Below are 19029 nucleotides of genomic sequence, written 5' to 3' on the forward strand. Positions count from 1 at the left end.
AGGATGAAACAAACAAATTTGCCAAAAAAACATGGCCTGTATAATCCAGAGAATGAGCATGATGCTTGTGGTATTGGGTTTGTAGCTAATATTAAAAAGATTTCTTCTCATAAGATTGTCGAACAAGGAATTCATATGCTTTGCCAGCTTAAACACCGCGGCGGGGAAGTTGGAGGAGATACAGGTGACGGGGCTGGTATTTTGCTTGAAATTTCTGACTCTTTCTTTCGACGTGAATGTAGCAAGCTTGGCATTACGCTACCAGAAAAATATCATTATGCTGTTGGGATGTTTAATTTCCCTCAAAATAAAGCTCAGCGCGAATGTTTAATGTCAGAAACAGAAAAACTAATTGCAAGCGAAGGCCAAACATTTTTAGGTTGGCGTAAACTTCCAACTGATGTTACAAAAGTCGGTGCCGGAGCTAGAAAAACAGAGCCTGCAATGTATCAATTATTTATTCAGAAAAATGCCGAATTGGACGAAGCCGGTTTTGAACGAGCGCTTTATTTAATTAGAAAACAAGTCGAAAAATTTGCAGCTACTTCTGAACTAATTACCGAAACTTTTTACGTTCCAAGTTTATCGACACGAACAGTTATTTTTAAAGGAATGCTGTTACCAGAGCAAATTAATCAATATTACTTAGACTTAGCAGATCCAGCTTATGTATCGGCTTTTGCTTTGGTGCATTCGCGTTTTTCAACAAATACTTTTCCTAGCTGGGAACGGGCGCATCCATACCGCTATTTAATTCATAACGGTGAAATTAATACGCAACGTGGTAATGTAAACTGGATGAAAGCACGGGAAAAAAGAGCGGAATCAGCTTTACTTGGAAAAGATTTAGCTAAAGTATTACCAGTTATTGACGAAAGTGGAAGTGACTCGGCAACGTTAGACAATGCTTTAGAATTTTTAGTGCAGGCTGGTCGTTCGCTACCTCATGCGGCAATGATGCTAATTCCAGAACCGTGGGATAAAAATCCACATATGACAGATCCAAAACGCGCATTTTATGAATACCATAGTACTTTAATGGAACCTTGGGATGGCCCAACATCGATTTCATTTACAAATGGTCGTGTTATCGGCACTATTTTGGATAGAAATGGGTTACGCCCGGCACGTTATTATGAAACAAAAGACCATACGATTATTTACTCATCGGAAACAGGTGTCGTGCCAGTAGATCCGAGTGAGGTAATTCGTAAAGAAACGGTTGGCGCGGGAACGATGTTGCTGATTGATTTAGAAGCGGGACGAATTGTCACTGATTCTGAACTTAAAGATGAACTAACAACTGAAAAACCGTATCGTGAATGGCTAGATTTAGAGATGACAGAGATTGCTGACTTAGTAACAGCAGATTTACGTTATGAGTCGATGGATAAGTCAGAGCGTTTCAAAAAACAACGTGCATTTGGATATACGCAAGATGAATTAAATAAAATTTTGATTCCTATGGTCACAGAGAAAAAAGATCCGATGGGCGCAATGGGGTATGATGCACCGCTTGCAGTATTGAGTCAGCGCCCCCAAGTATTGTTTAATTACTTTAAACAACTGTTTGCGCAAGTAACGAATCCGCCAATTGATGGTATACGCGAAGAAACTGTTACCTCGGCGATGACGCTACTTGGTGATGAGGGGAATATTTTAAATCCCACGGCGAAAAATGCTAATCGAATTCGCTTGAAAACGCCTATTTTATCTCGAAAAGAATTTGCTGCTCTCACCTTACAAACAAAATTTGCTAAACCAACTGTTACTTTACCGATTTTATTTAAGGCGGAAGAGCGGGATGGATTAGAAGCATGTTTGGAAGAATTATTTGAAGCAGCTGATAAAAAAATCGCGAACGGGGCAGAATTGCTAGTTTTATCAGATGATGGCGTGAATGCAGAGTGGATTGGTATTCCAGCATTATTAGCTGTTAGTGGTTTGCATCATCATTTAGTAAAAGCAGGAACGCGGACGAAAGTAAGTATTATCGTAAAAACAGCAGAAGCAAGAGACGTTCATCAATGTGCACTGTTAATTGGTTACGGGGCGGATGCTGTATTCCCAAGTTTAGCAATTGATACTTTTGATGGCTTAATTAAAGAAGGGCGCATTAAAGGCTTCACGCTAGATGAGGCGGAAAGTCGTTATATTGAAGCAATTACCGATGGAATTTTAAAAATCATGTCGAAAATGGGGATTTCTACCGTTCAAAGTTATCGTGGGGCACAGATTTTTGAAGCAATCGGAATTGGCGACGAAGTAATTAATAATTATTTTCCAGGTACCGCCTCACAAATTGGTGGGATTCCACTAGAAGTTATCGCTCAAGAAGCTTGGTTGCGCCACCGTGAAGCCTATCATGATATTGGCTACCAAAGTTTCACGCTTAATACAGGCGGAGAGTATCAGTGGCGTTCAAATGGAGAATATCACGTATATAATCCACTTGCAATCCATTCTTTACAACAAGCTACACGTGAAAATGACCGAGAAACATATAATTTATATTCGGATTTAATGCAAAATCAAAGTAATGCCTTTTTAAGAGGGTTATTAACATTTACAAGCGACCGCAAGCCGATTCCTTTAGATGAGGTAGAGCCTGCGGAGTCGATTTTCAAGCGATTTAAGTCTGGCGCGATGTCTTATGGTTCGATTAGTCAAGAAGCTCATGAGGCACTTGCTATCGCGATGAACCGTATTGGCGGCAAAAGTAATAGTGGAGAAGGCGGCGAAAACCCGAACCGCTTTACGCCAGATGAAAATGGAGATTGGCGTAGAAGTGCTATAAAACAAATCGCTTCTGGACGTTTTGGCGTAACAAGTCATTATTTGGTCAATGCAGAGGAACTCCAAATCAAGATGGCTCAAGGGGCAAAACCTGGTGAAGGCGGACATTTACCTGGGAAAAAAGTTTATCCATGGATTTCCAAAACACGTGGTTCAACAACAGGAGTTGGCCTCATTTCACCACCACCGCATCATGATATTTATTCAATTGAAGATTTATCGCAACTAATTTTCGACTTAAAAAACGCTAACCAAAATGCGCGCGTAAACGTAAAATTAGTTTCGAAAACGGGAATTGGAACGATTGCTGCTGGGGTTGCTAAAGGAAATGCCGATGTCATCTTAGTAAGTGGCTATGAAGGCGGGACCGGGGCAGCGGCAAGAACAAGTATCCGTCATGCAGGTGTGCCGTGGGAAATCGGTTTAGCTGAAACTCACCAAACATTACTGCTGAACGGTTTGAGAAATAAAGTTGTCGTTGAAACAGACGGAAAACTAATGACCGGGAAAGACGTTTTAGTTGCTGCTATGCTTGGTGCAGAAGAATTTGGATTCGCAACTGCGCCACTTGTAACGCTAGGCTGTGTTATGATGCGTGTTTGTCATTTAGATACATGTCCAGTTGGGGTAGCAACGCAAAATCCTGAGCTTCGTAAAAAATTCAATGGTTCAGCAGATTATGTGGTTAACTTTTTCCATTTTATTGTTGCAGAAATGCGCGAAATGATGGCTGAGCTTGGATTTAGAAGTCTAACAGAAATTATTGGTCATAAAGAGTTTTTAACAACCCATGAGAAAAAAGAAGCGCACTGGAAAGCGAAATATATCGACTTTTCGAATATGCTTTACAGCGATGACTTTTATAAAAATCAAGTCCAATACTGTACGAAACAGCAAGACCACAAAATCGATCAAACGCTAGATATGCGAGAAATTGTTCCATTAATTAAACCGGCACTCGAAAACGGTGAAAAGGTAACTGGAACTTTCGCAGTACGAAACGTTGACCGCGCAATTGGTACGATTGCTGGCTCCTTTATAAGTAAAAAATATGGTGCGGTAGGGTTACCTGAAGATACCATTTCACTTGATTTTGTCGGATCAGCAGGTCAAAGCTTTGGCGCTTATACTCCACTTGGCATGACGCTTCGAATTCATGGTGACGCTAATGACTACTTCGGAAAAGGACTTTCTGGCGGTAAATTAATTGTAAGTCCAGATCATAGAACACCAATTAAAGCTCATGACTCCGCAATTGTTGGAAATGTAACGCTATACGGGGCAACGGGAGGGCATGCGTATATGCACGGAAAAGCAGGTGCACGGTTTGCCGTTCGTAATAGTGGTGCAACAGCTGTAGTGGAAGGCATTGGCGATAATGGTTGTGAATATATGACTGGCGGGACGGTAGTTATTCTCGGAGAAATCGGCGAGAACTTTGCAGCTGGGATGTCTGGTGGAGTTGCATACATTTACACGAAAAACAGCCAAGAAACAACTACAAAAATCAACCATGAACTTGTTAACAGTAGGTCTACGTTATCTGCACCAGAATTAGCTAAACTAAAACAGTTAATCGAGCAACATGCTAACCTTACTCGAAGCGAGTTTGCACAAGAAATTCTTAGCAACTGGGAAGATGAAAAAGCGAATTTTATTTTCGTTATCCCGAATGAATATGAAATGATGTTAACAAGAATAACTTCACTAGAACAAACTGGAAAAACACATGATGAAGCAGAATTACAAGCTTTTTATGAACATAAAGACGGAAAATTAATTGCCGGAGTGGCGAAATAGAGAGGAGTGAAAGCATGGGAAAAGCAACTGGATTTATGGAATATGACCGAATTCCTTCGCCAGGACGTGATCCGAAAAGTCGGACGCGTGACTGGAATGAATATAGTTTACCGATGCCGGTAGCAGATTTAACTTTACAAGCCGCTCGCTGTATGGATTGTGGTGTGCCATTTTGTAGTGTAGGAATGGAAATTAAAAATGGTGTGTCAGGCTGTCCGTTGCATAATTTAATTCCCGAGTGGAACGATGCCGTTTATCGGGGTGACTGGTATGAAGCGTTACAACTGCTTCTAAAAACAAATAATTTTCCAGAGTTTACTGGTCGAATTTGTCCGGCCCCGTGTGAGGGTGGTTGTACGGTAGCTATTTCTGAACCTGCTGTCGGCATTAAATCAATTGAAAAAGCAATTATTGATCGCGGTTTTGAGGAAGGTTGGATTAAACCTCAACCTCCTAAGAAACGTACCGGCAAACGTATTGCTGTGATTGGCTCTGGACCAGCTGGACTTGCTTGTGCAGATCAATTAAATAAAGCTGGTCATAGTGTGACAGTCATCGAGAAAAGTGATCGAATTGGTGGCTTATTGATGTATGGTATTCCAACTATGAAACTAGAAAAAGAACAAGTGACACGCCGAGTGAACTTGATGGCGGAAGAAGGAATTGAATTTGTAACAGGTGTTGCAGCAGGTACAGATGTTACTTTTGCTGAACTGCGCGCTGAATATGATTCGATTGTTCTTGCGACTGGGGCTGGTAATGCACGAGATATACCGCTTGCTGGACGTGATGCGGCTGGGATTCACTTCGCCGTTCCGTATTTGACACAAAGCACGCGCGATAATTTAGATAATGGCGGAGTTCAAACACTTTCTGCTAAAGATAAAAATGTTGTTATTATTGGTGGCGGGGATACAGGGGCTGACTGTGTGGCAACTGCGCTTAGACAAGGCGCTAAAAGTATTTATCAATTCGGTATTCAAGATAAATTACCCGAATTAAGAAATGGTGAAAATCCATGGCCGCAATATCCACGTGTTTTCAAAATGGATTATGCGCATGAAGAAGCAGAAGCAGTGTACGGCAGAGATCCACGTGAGTATCTCATCAATACTACTTCTTTCGAAAAAGATGCAGCAGGAAATCTTGTTGGGCTTCACACGGTAGAAGTTACAGAAGATAAAGAGACGAGACAATATACACCAGTAGAAGGTAGCGAGAAATATTTTGAAGTAGATATGGTTTTAATTGCTATTGGTTTTGCTGGTACGACAGAAGATATATTTACTAATTTCGGTGTAGGAAAAACAGAGCGCCATACAATTGACGCTGCTAAAGGATTTTACCGCACTAGTGAAGAGGGCGTGTTCGCTTGCGGGGATGCACGTCACGGTCAAAGTTTAGTTGTAACCGCGATTGCAGAAGGAAGAGAAGCAGCGCGTGAAGTAGACTTTTACTTGATGGGAGAAACATTTTTACCATAATAAAAAAGAGCTTATCCTAAACAGGGTAAGCTCTTTTTGGACCAATTATTTCATTCCTGAAACATTGAATCCTTTTAAAATGTACTTTTGGAATGTCATGAAAATCAAGATGATTGGAATGACCATGAAAGTTGCTCCGGCCATTTGTAAAGCATAGTTGCTGCCATATTGTCCTTTTAATAATTGAAGACCGACTGATAGGGTATAGAATTTTTCGTCGTTGGCAATGATTAACGGCCATAAGAAGGAGTTCCAACCGGCGATGAATGTAAGAATACCTTGTACCGCAAGCACAGGGCGGGAAATCGGAATAACTATCCGCCAGAAAATATAAAATTCACTAGCACCATCAAGTCTTGCTGCTTCGAGTAAATCATCGGATATGGTGGACATAAATTGACGGAATAAGAAAATCCCGAATGCGCCAACAAGCCCTGGAAGCACAATACCTGTCATCGTATTCGTTAATCCAGCCGCATTAAGCAGCAAGTAAACCGGAATCATTGTTACTTGTCCTGGAATCATCATCGTAGCAAGAACAAGATAAAATAACTTGTTTTTCCCTTTAAATTTAAATTTAGCAAAGCCGTAACCCGCCATCGCATTTAAAAATAAACCGAAAAACGAGAAGAATACAATGATTAACGTATTTTTTAAGTAAATAGCAAAGTCCATTTCAGTAAATAGTTTGGTGAAATTATCTAGTGTAAAAGTTTCTGGCCAAATAGTAGGTGGGATTTTTAAAATTTCAGCATCCGTTTTCAAAGAGGAGAGAACCATCCAAATGAACGGTAAAATCATAAAGAATCCGCCAACTGTTAAAATTGTAATTACGGCAATTTGAGCGCCGCGCGACTTTTGTCTATATTGATTCATTTATAAACACTCCTCTCTTAAATATCCCCGTCATTATTTTTGCGCTGAATTCGGAATTGAATAATCGTGATAATAATAATCGCGATAAACAAGATAAACGATCCAGCAGCGGCATAACCAAATTTACTTAATTGGAAACCGTTTTGATATATAAAGAGGGCAACAGAGTTCGTACTATCAAGTGGTCCACCTTCTGTCATAACAAACGGCTCCTCGAAGAATTGTAACCAACCAATCATCGTTGTAACTGTTACAAAGAAAATCGCGAAACGAAGCATTGGAACAGTAATTTTAAATAGTTGTTGGCGGCTATTTGCTCCGTCAAGTGAGGCTGCTTCGTAATATTCACGTGGAATGCCTTGAAGTGCGGCTAAGAAAATAATCATATTTACACCGATTGCTCGCCAAACAGCTAGGATAATCAGTGATAGTTTCGCAATAGTAGGGTCTTGTAACCATGGAACTGGTCCTAAGTCTAAAAACGAAAGCAAATAGTTAAGTAAACCAAAGCGCGGATTATATAAGTAACTCCAAACAACGGCTACAGCGACAACGTTTGTAATTGAAGGAGTATAGAAAATTAACCGGAAAAATTGGAAAATCTTTGCTTGCGAAAAGTTAATCATAAGCGCAATACCAAGCGAGCAAACGATAACCAGTGGAACGCCAATAACTACATAGAAAAGCGTGTTAAAAATAGATTTTAAAAATACCGGGTCTTGCATAATATTGACGTAATTGTCCACACCAACAAAGTTAATTTTAGAGTAATCGGCAAGCCCGACTAAATCAATGTCCGTAAAACTAATGACAAAAGCAAGCAAAATCGGAAGTAGGGAAAACAGAAGAAGTAAAAACAGTGCTGGCGATATAAACAAATAGGGTGTGTTTTTATTTAAAAATTGTTTCATAACATCCAGTCCATTCTAAAAGGGCAAATGGCAGAATAAATCATTTGCCCTTTTTATTCGTTATTTTTTAAGAAGTGCTTCTACTTGATCGTTGAAAGTATCCATTTGTGTTTGTACATCTGCCCCGCCACGGTAAATTTGTTCCCAAGATTTTCCGTATAATTGAGCAATTTCTTCAAATTGTGGGATAAGTGGCATTGGTTCTGCAGTTTTCATTTGTTCGCCAAAGACTTTGTAGTAAGGGTCGTTTTTCAGCATATCGTCTTCCCAAGCATCCATACGTGCTGGCATCGAGTTTGTATCTTTTAACCAAGATAATTGCACGTCAGGTTGACTCATATAGTCCATGAATTTAAGCGCATCATCTTTTTTATTACTATATTTGAAAATGGAAAGGTTAGCGCCACCTAAGCTTGATTCGTTATTTTCTTTTTTAGGTAGTACAGCAGTTGCCCATTTTCCGTCAATGTCAGGGGCAGTGTCTTTCAGTGTATTAACCATCCAAGGGCCACTCATGAACATTGGTACAATTCCGTCGCCACCAAAGCTTTGAGACGCATCTAAACCAAGATCAGTGTCTGGTGCGGAACCATTTTTAATGAAACTATCTAAATAAGTAACAGTGTCTACGAAAGGTTTTTTATTGAATACTGGAGTACCGTCTTTATCGAAAAGAGGGGAGCCATTTTGACGTCCGAAAATGAAACCAGTAGTTTGTTCGTTTGGATCAATTGCAAAGCCGTACATATCTTTGCCGCGTTTAGAAAGTTTAAGTGCAGCGTCAGATAGTTCATCCCATGTTTTTGGAGCTTCATTATAACCAACTTTTTTCAGTAAATCGGTACGGTAGAATAATACGCGAGTTTCTGCATACCACGGAACACCGTAAGTTTTGCCATCAAATTGAGTAGTTTTTACTGAACCTGGGAAAAATAGATCAGAATTCATATTTTTACTTTTTTCGACATCTTTTGTAATATCAAGTAGTGCGCCAGCTTCGACAAATTCAGGCATCCAAGTAGTTCCCATTTGGACTACATCGGGGCCAGATTTTGAAGCAACGGCTGTAAGTAATTTATCATGTGCATTTGCCCAAGGAATAACTTGAACTTTAACTTCGATGCCAGTATCTTTCGTGAATTTTTGTGCGAGTTCTTTTAATGACTTGGCTTCATCGCCCATAGCCCAAACATTTAATACTTTAGAATCGCTGGAATTTGCATCATCCTTTGACCCACCACACGCCATTAATACTAAACTAAGCGACAACACTAAAGCTAAAACGACAAACATCTTTTTCTTCATGATTTTTCCTCCATTTTTTGTTTTTTTCAAAGCAACTTGACTAACTAAAAGCTGTTAAAGAATAAAAACTGTTGTACAGAACTTACGCGCCGTACGGGATGAAGCAAATTGTGAAAATCAATTCACATACACAATATTTCATAGAAACGTTTCGACAAGGTTATTATAGTATATTATGTAATCGGTTTCAAGTGAATTGCTATTTTATTTTTAGTTTATCTATCTAGAGCGTTGTATATCAATGCTTTTGCTATTGGAAAAATTTAAAAGATTAAAATTCTAAAAAACGAGATACTATAGAAAGAACTGAAAAATAGGACCGTTTCACCATGTGAATGTCGTTTTTGGTTGACTAAAGAAAAGAAAGCGCTTATACTGTTGTTATATTTGAATAGAAACGTTTCGAAAAATGTGTGCAGGAGGTTCCTATGAAACAAGAAAAAGTACAAGAATTAGTTAGTCAAATGACCTTAGATGAAAAAATCGCTCAATGTCTTCAACTTTCGCCTTTTCTTTTTAAAGGTACAAACAAAAATGCAGAACTAACAGGGCCACTTCTTCAAGAAATGAAATTAACGGATGCGCATACTGAAAATGCGGGTTCGGTGCTTGGATCAAGTTCGGCGCTTGATATGATTGGTATTCAAGAATCTTATTTAAAAACGAATCGCTTAGGAATTCCGCTTGTTTTTATGGCGGATGTCATACATGGTTATAAAACGGTTTTTCCTATTCCACTTGCACTTGGTTGTTCTTTTGACCGGGAGACAGTTCGAGTGATGGCAGAAGTTTCGGCGCTCGAAGCAACTGCAGATGGGCATCATGTCACTTTTTCACCAATGCTTGATTTAGTACGTGACCCTCGGTGGGGACGTGTGATGGAATCAACTGGTGAGGATCCATTTTTAAATAGTGAACTTGGGAAAGCAATGGTAGATGGTTACCAAGGTGATGCGAGTAAACTAAATGAAAACTTGGAGCAGATGGCGGCATGTGTCAAACATTTTGCTGCATACGGGGCTGCGGAGGCTGGGTTGGAATACAACACAGTTAATATGTCTACGCGCGAATTATATCAAAATTATTTACCTGCTTACAATGCGGCGATACAAGCTGGAGCTAAATTAGTCATGACTGCTTTTAACGTAGTGGACGGGATTCCAGCAACAATGAACAAATGGCTGAACCGAGATGTGCTACGAGGCGAAATGGAGTTTGACGGTGTACTTATTTCTGACTGGGGCGCTGTTGCCGAAGTAATTAATCACGGAACAGCAAGAAATCCTAAAGAAGCTGCACAGTTTTCGATGGAAGCAGGCGTTGATTTAGAAATGATGACGACTTGTTATATCCATGAATTAAAAGGTTTAATTGAAGAAGGCAAATTATCCGAGAACCTTTTAGATGAAGCAGTACTTCGGATGTTAAATTTAAAAAATGATTTAGGACTATTTGAAGATCCATATCGCGGATTAAAAAATAACGACCGCACAAAAGACATTTTAACCGTTGAAAGTCGTGGGAAAGCTCGGGCAGCAGGCGTTGAATCCGCTGTGTTATTAGAAAACAAAAACCAATTACTTCCACTGGCTAAAGAAGCAAAAATTGCCTTAGTTGGTCCGCTTGCAACATCACCTGATATTCTCGGTGGTTGGAATGTATACGGCGAAGAAAAAGATGGCATCAATGTTGAAACAGGTTTACGTGAAGTATTTGAAACAGTCGAGGTTGTTTCAACGGAGTACACTGAATTGTCGGAAGAAGACAAAGTGGCAGTGAAAGCGGCAGTAGAGAATATGGATGTTGTCGTACTTGCGCTAGGTGAAAAAAATGAATGGGGCGGGGAAGCAGGAAGTCTTGCTACTATTCGTTTACCAGAAGCACAATATCAATTAGCGAAATTCGTTCAAACACTAGGAAAACCAGTTGTTATTACATTATTTAATGGTAGACCGCTTGAAGTGAAAGAGTTAGCAGAATCTAGTGATGCTCTTCTTGAATTATGGTTCCCAGGAACAGAAGCTGGCCGTGTCACTGCAGATTTATTAAGTGGTGCAAGTAATCCTTCCGGGAAATTATCCATGTCATTCCCGCAAACAACTGGTCAAATTCCGGTTTATTACAATCATTTACGCACTGGACGACCACAAACACCGGAAAATAAAGGCGAACGCTATGTGTCGCATTATCTTGATATTCCAAATGAACCATTTTATCCATTTGGTTACGGAAAAAGTTATAGCGAATTCGAGTTAAAAACAAGCAGTCTTCCGAAAGAACTAAATCTAGGAGAATCACTACATGTAGAAGTAACCATTAAAAATATTAGTGATATTGCTGGGAAAGAAGTAATCCAAGTGTATTTACAAGATGTGACAGCGAGCATTTCACGGCCTGTCAAAGAATTAAAAGCTTTTGAAAAAGTGGCGCTTCAAGCTGGCGAAGAAAAAACAGTTACATTTGAATTAACAAGCGAGGCATTTTCATTCTATAACCATCAACTTGAAAAAGTGCAAGAACCGGGACTTCATCGTGTTTTTGTTGGGACTAGTAGTGAAGATGTAGACGTTTTTGAAGTGGAAGTGGGTGGATATGTGTGACAATGTTAAAAGAAATTAAAAAAGCGGATTTATCAGCCGCATTTTATCCGAGCGGGGAGCTTGCTTGGCTAAAATTAAAAGATATTATGCTAAATCAAGTGATTCAAAATCCATTAGAAAATCGCTTATCGCAAATATATGTACGCGCGCATGTAGGAGATAAAATAGAAATTTATCCACTACTTAGCAGAGATGCTGAAGTTGGTTTTAATGAAAACGGCGTGGAGTATCGCGGTGTAGTTGGACCATTTCGTTATAGCGTGCAAATGCATTTTCATACGCGCGGTTGGTTTTATGATGTCACAGTGGATGGTGATCTTGAGTTTGATCTTGTTTACTTACAAGACTTGGGGCTTGCAGAACAAGCGGCAGTGAGAACAAATGAAGCTTATATGTCGCAATATATTGATTATCATGTGACAGAAGGCGCGACTGGTTTTACGGTTCAAGCCCACCAAAATCAACCACAAAATGAGCGTTTTCCAGCAGTTCAAATTGGAGCATTAACGAAAATTGTAGGGTATGCAACAGATGGTTTTGATATTTATGGGACTAATTATAAACTGACTAGCGAACTAGCTAACCTTAAGGAAAAATCATTGCCAAGCCGAGTCTACCAATATGAATTCGCTCAAATCTCCTTACAAACAGAGCTATTTACTAATCACGGTGAAACAATCTTTTACGGGTACGCAACAGAAAATCAACCAAAAGCATCTGGAGCACCAATCGAAAATTTAGCGGAACTAAAAAGTAATATTTCAGAGCAACCTTATCAACCAAGTACTAAAGCCATATTAAACAAACATATAGGAACACCAATTACCGGCGAAACAATTTCTGACAGCTGGCTTCAAGAGAAATTCCCAGACCGGATTCAAGAAGAGCAACAAAACGGCGCACTGCTTTCCTTTTTCACACCAAACTATGCACATGTTGTGATGCGCGAAAAAGAAGCAGAATTAGAACGCCCTCATGGCAGTATTTTGCTTGATAAAGTCGATGTGTTAAATCCAGAAGCGACTCTTTCAGCAACAACGTACATGTACGGGGCATTTTTATCACAATTAGTTGCTGGAAATACGAATATGAACAAATGGAATAGCCACGCGCGTAATCCGCTCAATATTCTTCAAACAAGCGGATTAAGAATTTATATCGAATTAGATTCCGAACTTCGACTACTCGGAGTACCGTCTGTCTGGGAAACTAGTACGAATTACTCAACTTGGTATTATCAGTGGAACGGCGACCTAATCACGGTACAAACCACCTTAACTGCTGATAGTAAAGAGGCATTCGTCACCGTTCATTCGGAAAAAGGTCATTCATATAAATTAGTCTTAACAAATCAAGTAACTATGGGAACAAATGAATATGATACTACCGTGAAAAAAGAAATTAAAGACGGAATCGTCACTTATTTCCCAGCAGAAGACTCGCCGATTTTAGAAACCTATCCGGCACTTCAATTCCGCGTAGATGGAACTTATAATGAACTGACTGACGAACGTTATTTTGCGAAAGATTACGTGGGAACAGCAGGTTTGGATGTGTTTGTTTTTGAACCAAGTGATAAAGCTACTTTCCATGTTCAAGCAAAACTCAGCGATGAATTTTCGAAACCAACGGAGGATTTAGAAGCAAACAACAAAGTAATTCGCGCTAGCTATGACGAATTAACTGCTCAGTTCCATTTAAATCATCAAAGTACAACAGCGGAGAAACTGAATTTAACGGTTTATTGGTATGCGCATCAAATGTTGGTCCACTATGCTTCACCTCATGGGTTAGAGCAGTACAGCGGAGCGGCTTGGGGTACGCGTGATGTGAGTCAAGGTCCATTTGAATTTTTCCTTGCAACGGGCAATAAGGCTGTTTTACGTAAGCTAGTGTTGACCATTTTTTCTCATCAATATCAAGATACTGGTGATTGGCCACAGTGGTTTATGTTTGATAAATATACATCGATTCAGCAAGAAGAAAGCCACGGCGATGTTATTGTTTGGCCACTGAAAATTATTGGTGATTACTTGGAAATGAGCGGGGATACAGGGATTTTAGAAGAAGCTATTCCTTTTGTTGACCGCGAATCGAAAACCTTTACGAAAGAGCAAGGAACTCTTCTTGAACACATTGAACTCGCAGTGAAAACGATCGAAGCACGCTTTATGAAAGGAACGGCTCTTTCTAATTACGGCGATGGTGACTGGGATGACACACTTCAACCAGCTAATGCCCAGCTTAAGAAAAACATGGTATCCAGCTGGACGGTCGCGCTTACTTATCAAACATTTAAACGTTTAGCCGCATTTTTACCAGTAGGTGAGAAATACGAAACATTAGCAAAAAATGTTCAAGCGGACTTTGCGAAATATATGACAAATGATACCGATGTTATTCCAGGTTTCCTATATTTAGAAGAAGGAAAAGCACCTGTATGGATGATTCACCCAGAAGACAAAGAAACGAATATTAAATATCGCTTAATACCACTGACGAGAAGTGTAATTTCTGAATTAGTCGATAAAAAGCAAGCCAGTCGTAATTTTGAAATTATTGGTGAGCATTTACTTCATCCAGATGGCGTAAGATTAATGAGCGAGCCAGCGCATTATGCTGGTGGTGTAAGTACTCATTTTAAACGGGCAGAGCAAGCAGCCAATTTTGGCCGAGAAGTTGGTTTGCAATACGTGCATGCGCATATTCGTTATATTGAAGCTTTAGCAAAAATTGGTGATAAATCCGCTTGGCATATGCTTGATGTTATTAATCCAATCAATATTAAAGAAGTTGTCCCAAATGCGGCACTTCGTCAAAGTAATACTTATTTCAGTAGTTCTGATGCAGCATTTTTAGATCGCTATCAGGCGCAAAATGAGTTTAGTCGTGTGAAAGAAGGCAGTATTCCGGTGAAAGGCGGTTGGCGGATTTATTCTAGCGGCCCAGGAATCTATTTGCATCAATTAATAAGTTCTGTTCTTGGTATTCGTCAAACGGAAGATGCGCTTATTTTTGATCCGATTTTGCCTGAAGAATTAGATGGATTAGAATGTCATATTGAACTAGATAATTATCCGCTTGATCTTACTTTCGAAAGTGCGGATGAGGGTTCTATTGTCGTGAATGGTGAAAAACAACCAGTTGAAAATGGAGCGAATTTGTACCGAACTGGCGCACTCATTTTACCGAAAAAGAATTTAACGACAAAATGTTCACAAATCACGATTAAATTTCAAAAAAATAACCGTCTCTAAGGTTGTTTTGTGTATAATAAAAGAAAACAGAAAAGGATGCGATTCACGTGGTAGGAATTAAAGATATCGCGAAAAAGGCAGGGGTTTCCATTTCAACAGTATCCTACGCGCTTAATGGCAGCCCGAAAGTAACAGAAAAAACGCGAAAACGAATTATGACCATCGCAAATGAATTGAATTATATTCCCAATATGGCAGCACGAACGTTAAAAACAAGAGAAACAAAAATTATCGGCGTCTATTTAACGAATTACGGCGGGATTTTTTACGGGACTTTACTTGAAGGTTTAACGAAAACGCTATACAAACATGGATATGAACTAATTGCTTGCAGTGGTACGAAAACACACCGATTTTTACCCGAGAAAATGATTGATGGCGCTATTATTTTAGATGCGAATTTCCCGTCGAGTGAAATCATTAATTATGCAAATCGTGGTCATAAATTAGTTGTGCTTGACCGCGAACTTACTCATGAGAATGTGTGCCAAGTCTTGCTAGATAATAAGGGTGGTGCAACACTTGCGATTGATTATTTATCTACTAATTTCAAAGGAGACTTTTATGTAATTACAGGTCCAGAAGATTCTTATGATGCAAGGGTTCGCCTAGAAACAGCAAAGCAAGAACTGGCTCGTTCGAATGATAAAAAAGTGCATATTATTGAAGGCGATTTTTCCGAAGAGAGTGGCGAAAAAGCAGCCGCAATTATTGCCGAAAACTGGAAAGCACCTGTTTCCGTCTTTGCTTTAAATGATAATATGGCAATTGGGATGTATCGTTATTTTGCGGGGACGGATTTAGAAATTGGCAAAGACGTCCGAATTATTGGCTTTGATAATACGGATATTAGCGAATATTTAGTGCCGCGCCTAGCTACTATCGAATACTCGAAGTACAAATGGGGAGCAGTGGCTGCGGATAAACTTGTCGAACTTCTCGAGGGTGAAAAAGCTGAAAATGAAATAATCTATACAACTAGAATCAGTGGTCCATCTGTTTCAAACAGTTAGTACGCTTTTTTCCTTATTTTAAGGTATACTTAAGATAAAATTAAAGGAGCTGTTGGCTAATGAAACTAGGAATTATGGGAACGAACTGGATTACTGATTCTTTTATTGAAGGCGCGATTAATTCAGGCGAATGGAATTTAACTGCTGTTTATTCAAGAACAGAAGAAAAAGCACGCGCATTTGGAGAAAAATACGGCGAGTTGACTTATTTCACAGATATTGAAGAAATGGGGAAATCAGATGCGCTTGATGCTGTCTACATTGCTTCTCCCAATGCGCTTCATTATCAGCATGCAGTGAGCTTACTGAAAAATAAAAAGCATGTTATTGTAGAAAAACCGATTTTTTCTACCGTAGCAGAATTAGAGCATGCGCACCAAATTGCTCGTGAAAATAATGTCTTTTTATTTGAAGCAGCACGCCACATTCAAGAACCAAACTTCAAACGATTACAAGAAAATATCGAAAAAGTTGGCACAATTCACGGCGCAACACTTGCTTATATGAAATATTCTTCCAGATACGATCAAGTTTTAAACGGAGAAGAACCAAATATTTTCTCGTTGAAATTCTCTGGCGGATCAATCGTTGACTTAGGTGTCTATCCATTATATTCAGCGATTACACTATTCGGTGAACCCATTAAAGCAACTTATTTTGCAACGAAATTACCAACTGGTGTAGACGGACTTGGACCAATCATTCTTGAATATCCATCCTTCAATATCACTATCATTCAAGGAAAAAATTCACAATCCTTCTTACCAAGTGAAATCTACGGTCAAAAAGGAACACTAATTGTCGATCCGCTGACAGGAATTGAAAAAATTACTTTTTATGATAATGCGACAAAAGAAGAAACAAAGCTGGCTGGCCCAGTTGTTGCTAATGATATGCAATTTGAAGCAGCAGAGTTTGCAAGAATTATCAAACAAGGTGACCGAGATACATACGAATACTTAGCCGATTTAAGCTTAAAAGTATTACGTGTTTCAAACGAACTACGGCACCAAAACGATATTTGGTTTGACGCAGAAAAATAATTTTGAAGAACTAGGAAAAAGCTACCATGCTGATTCCTAGTTTTTTTGTGCTTGACAATAAATGAAATTCAAGTGTACTATTTACTTAATACACTAGTTCCGTTTAAAAAGGAGGTAACAATGAATCCGACTTTTCATGCAGATAAACCAATCTATAGTCAAATCTCTGACTGGATGAAAAAACAAATGATTACAGGTGAATGGAAGGGTGAAGATAAGTTGCCTTCTGTTCGGGAAATGGGCGTAAAGCTTGCAGTAAATCCTAATACCGTTAGTCGCGCCTATCAAGAATTAGAACGAGCGGGCTATATTTATGCAAAACGAGGGATGGGATCATTCGTCACTTCCGACAAAGTACTTTTCGACCAATTAAAAAAAGAGTTAGCAGATGCAATTACAGAACGGTTTTTGGAAGAAGCGAGGAGCATCGGTTTAGATGACCAAGCAGCAATAGAATTACTAATAAAAAGGAGCCGCAACCATGAATGAAAACCTGATTACAATTACGGGATTAACGAAAAAATATCGAAAAAGAAAACCATTAAATGATATTAACCTTTCTCTTCAAAAAGGGAAAATCATCGGCCTTCTTGGACCTAATGGCGCGGGAAAAACTACTTTGTTAAATGCAATGTCAGGTCTACTTAAACCAACATCTGGGACAATAAACCTAGCTGAACACAGCAGAATCGCCTATCTGCCAAGTGAAGATTTTCTACCCAATATGGTTATCCGCGATTATTTTCAAATTTATCGCAGTTTTTTTCCGGATTTTGACCAAGAAAAAGCAAAACAAATGATTCATTCATTTGGAATCAACGTAAAAGAAAATACCAAATACTTATCCAAAGGTAATGCTGCAAAAGTAATGCTGGCACTTATTTTATGCCGAGATGTAGACCTTTATTTGCTGGATGAGCCATTTTCAGAAATTGATTTGATTTCACGTGATGACCTAATTAAAAGCATCGCGACGTTTCTTAAAGAAGATGCCACACTTGTTGTCACAACACACTTAATTCAAGATATGGAAATGATGTTTGATGAAATTATCTTCTTGAAACGAGGCAAAATAATCGAGCAAATAGACACAGAAACACTTCGGGAAGAAAACGGGAAATCAGTGGTGGATTACTATCGGGAGGTATTTGGACATGCTTAAAGCACACTGGAAATTAGAATGGAATGCGCATCGTTACATATTTTTTGCTACTTTTGTTGGTTGGCTGATTTGTTTACTTATTGGTCTTTTTTCTAAATTAGGAAATGGCTTATCAGAGCCGCTTGTAATGGAGTCAGATATAGATGGAGCTGTATTTGGGTCCGGCGATGGTGTTTTCATAGCTTTAATAGGCATTGTTGGTGCTAGTTGGTTACTCATTTGGTTACTTTTATTTTTGGCAGCAGCTCGATCTGGAATTTACGATGAAAACCGTTATTTGTTTTTTCAAACAGAAACACCTATTTGGAAAATACTATTGAACAAATTAATCATCGTCTTAATAGAAACAGCTATTCTAACGGCGGGGGTTATTGTGATTATAATTAGCTTGGCGATAATTGGCGGCGCGGAGATGTCTTTTTCAGTAATACTAAATATCATTTTTGAGACTTTTTTAGCGATAGGACTTAATACTTTTTCTTTCGTCTGTACCCTTTTTTTAGCAACAGCTTTGAGTATGGTGCCAGTCAATGGTTTCCGCGTTGGTTTTATTGGCACGTTAATCTACTTTGTCCTGATTAATGCAATTCAAATATCTATCGGCACAGATTTTTTACCTAAAAGTAGCTCAGAAATCCATTTTTATTATTCTCTTTTTTCAAGTGTTCATTTTAATTTTATCCAGATGGGTTTTAATCTTTTGATGGCTCTTATTTACATTTTTCTAGCAACAAAAATTCTAAATAAAAGTGCAGACTTGCAGTAAGCATGGTATGATACAG

The 19029-nt window shown here is 39.0% G+C and carries 12 protein-coding genes; 9 read left to right on the forward strand and 3 right to left on the reverse strand.

Features of this window, described 5'->3' with window-relative positions; translation table 11 throughout:
• The first annotated feature begins 3 nt into the window (after positions 1-3).
• Both gltB and AC4PG0_RS13925 read left to right on the forward strand, forming a co-directional pair.
• A complete protein-coding gene (gene gltB / locus AC4PG0_RS13920) occupies positions 4-4596 on the forward strand; it encodes a glutamate synthase large subunit (protein ID WP_492167853.1) in 4593 nt (1530 codons plus the stop codon).
• A gap of 14 nt (positions 4597-4610) precedes the next feature.
• Positions 4611-6080: a glutamate synthase subunit beta gene (locus AC4PG0_RS13925; protein WP_003767332.1), complete on the forward strand. Its 1470-nt coding sequence runs from the start codon at positions 4611-4613 to the stop codon at positions 6078-6080.
• Positions 6081-6125: 45 nt separating this feature from the next.
• On the opposite strand, the gene AC4PG0_RS13930 is transcribed toward AC4PG0_RS13925, so the two are convergent.
• From AC4PG0_RS13930 to AC4PG0_RS13940, 3 genes are read right to left on the reverse strand one after another with little or no spacing between them, the layout of a single operon-like run.
• A complete protein-coding gene (locus AC4PG0_RS13930) occupies positions 6126-6956 on the reverse strand; it encodes a carbohydrate ABC transporter permease (protein WP_003722209.1) in 831 nt (276 codons plus the stop codon).
• A gap of 17 nt (positions 6957-6973) precedes the next feature.
• Positions 6974-7867, reverse strand: coding sequence for a carbohydrate ABC transporter permease (locus tag AC4PG0_RS13935; protein ID WP_003762776.1), 894 nt, complete (start codon positions 7865-7867; stop codon positions 6974-6976).
• Between the two features lie 60 nt (positions 7868-7927).
• Positions 7928-9172 carry a sugar ABC transporter substrate-binding protein gene (locus AC4PG0_RS13940; protein WP_010990984.1) on the reverse strand — a complete coding sequence of 415 codons (1245 nt, stop codon included), beginning with the start codon at positions 9170-9172 and terminating at the stop codon, positions 7928-7930.
• Positions 9173-9600: 428 nt separating this feature from the next.
• Between AC4PG0_RS13940 and AC4PG0_RS13945 the strand changes: the two genes are divergently transcribed.
• The 7 genes from AC4PG0_RS13945 (at position 9601) to AC4PG0_RS13975 (ending at position 19013) form a co-directional block, all read left to right on the forward strand.
• Positions 9601-11772 (forward strand): glycoside hydrolase family 3 N-terminal domain-containing protein, encoded by a 2172-nt coding sequence (locus tag AC4PG0_RS13945; RefSeq protein WP_492167854.1) that lies wholly within the window; start codon positions 9601-9603, stop codon positions 11770-11772.
• Positions 11769-15029, forward strand: a complete 3261-nt coding sequence (locus AC4PG0_RS13950) for a 1,2-beta-oligoglucan phosphorylase (RefSeq protein WP_492167855.1) — start codon at positions 11769-11771, stop codon at positions 15027-15029. The genes AC4PG0_RS13945 and AC4PG0_RS13950 overlap by 4 nt, the downstream gene beginning before the upstream one ends.
• A gap of 47 nt (positions 15030-15076) precedes the next feature.
• Complete coding sequence (locus tag AC4PG0_RS13955) at positions 15077-16042, forward strand: LacI family DNA-binding transcriptional regulator (protein WP_003767321.1); 966 nt, start codon at positions 15077-15079, stop codon at positions 16040-16042.
• A gap of 59 nt (positions 16043-16101) precedes the next feature.
• Entirely contained in the window at positions 16102-17085 is a 984-nt protein-coding gene (locus tag AC4PG0_RS13960; RefSeq protein WP_492167856.1) for a Gfo/Idh/MocA family protein, read from the forward strand.
• Positions 17086-17205: 120 nt separating this feature from the next.
• Positions 17206-17574 (forward strand): GntR family transcriptional regulator, encoded by a 369-nt coding sequence (locus tag AC4PG0_RS13965; RefSeq protein WP_194317801.1) that lies wholly within the window; start codon positions 17206-17208, stop codon positions 17572-17574.
• Complete coding sequence (locus AC4PG0_RS13970; RefSeq protein ID WP_203576203.1) at positions 17567-18247, forward strand: ABC transporter ATP-binding protein; 681 nt, start codon at positions 17567-17569, stop codon at positions 18245-18247. The genes AC4PG0_RS13965 and AC4PG0_RS13970 overlap by 8 nt, the downstream gene beginning before the upstream one ends.
• A complete protein-coding gene (locus tag AC4PG0_RS13975) occupies positions 18240-19013 on the forward strand; it encodes a hypothetical protein (protein WP_492167857.1) in 774 nt (257 codons plus the stop codon). Before AC4PG0_RS13970 ends, AC4PG0_RS13975 begins: the two co-directional genes overlap by 8 nt.
• Positions 19014-19029 lie beyond the last annotated feature (16 nt).

This window comes from Listeria sp. MAN/IMW/UF464, from assembly GCF_058683955.1.

Coding starts and splice junctions, on each gene's coding strand:
- AC4PG0_RS13960 (WP_492167856.1), top strand. CDS start 16,102: ATGAAACTAGGAATTATGGGAACGAACTGGATTACTGATTCTTTTATT.
- AC4PG0_RS13940 (WP_010990984.1), bottom strand. CDS start 9,172: ATGAAGAAAAAGATGTTTGTCGTTTTAGCTTTAGTGTTGTCGCTTAGT.
- AC4PG0_RS13935 (WP_003762776.1), bottom strand. CDS start 7,867: ATGAAACAATTTTTAAATAAAAACACACCCTATTTGTTTATATCGCCA.
- gltB (WP_492167853.1), top strand. CDS start 4: ATGAAACAAACAAATTTGCCAAAAAAACATGGCCTGTATAATCCAGAG.
- AC4PG0_RS13925 (WP_003767332.1), top strand. CDS start 4,611: ATGGGAAAAGCAACTGGATTTATGGAATATGACCGAATTCCTTCGCCA.
- AC4PG0_RS13945 (WP_492167854.1), top strand. CDS start 9,601: ATGAAACAAGAAAAAGTACAAGAATTAGTTAGTCAAATGACCTTAGAT.
- AC4PG0_RS13965 (WP_194317801.1), top strand. CDS start 17,206: ATGAATCCGACTTTTCATGCAGATAAACCAATCTATAGTCAAATCTCT.
- AC4PG0_RS13930 (WP_003722209.1), bottom strand. CDS start 6,956: ATGAATCAATATAGACAAAAGTCGCGCGGCGCTCAAATTGCCGTAATT.
- AC4PG0_RS13975 (WP_492167857.1), top strand. CDS start 18,240: ATGCTTAAAGCACACTGGAAATTAGAATGGAATGCGCATCGTTACATA.
- AC4PG0_RS13970 (WP_203576203.1), top strand. CDS start 17,567: ATGAATGAAAACCTGATTACAATTACGGGATTAACGAAAAAATATCGA.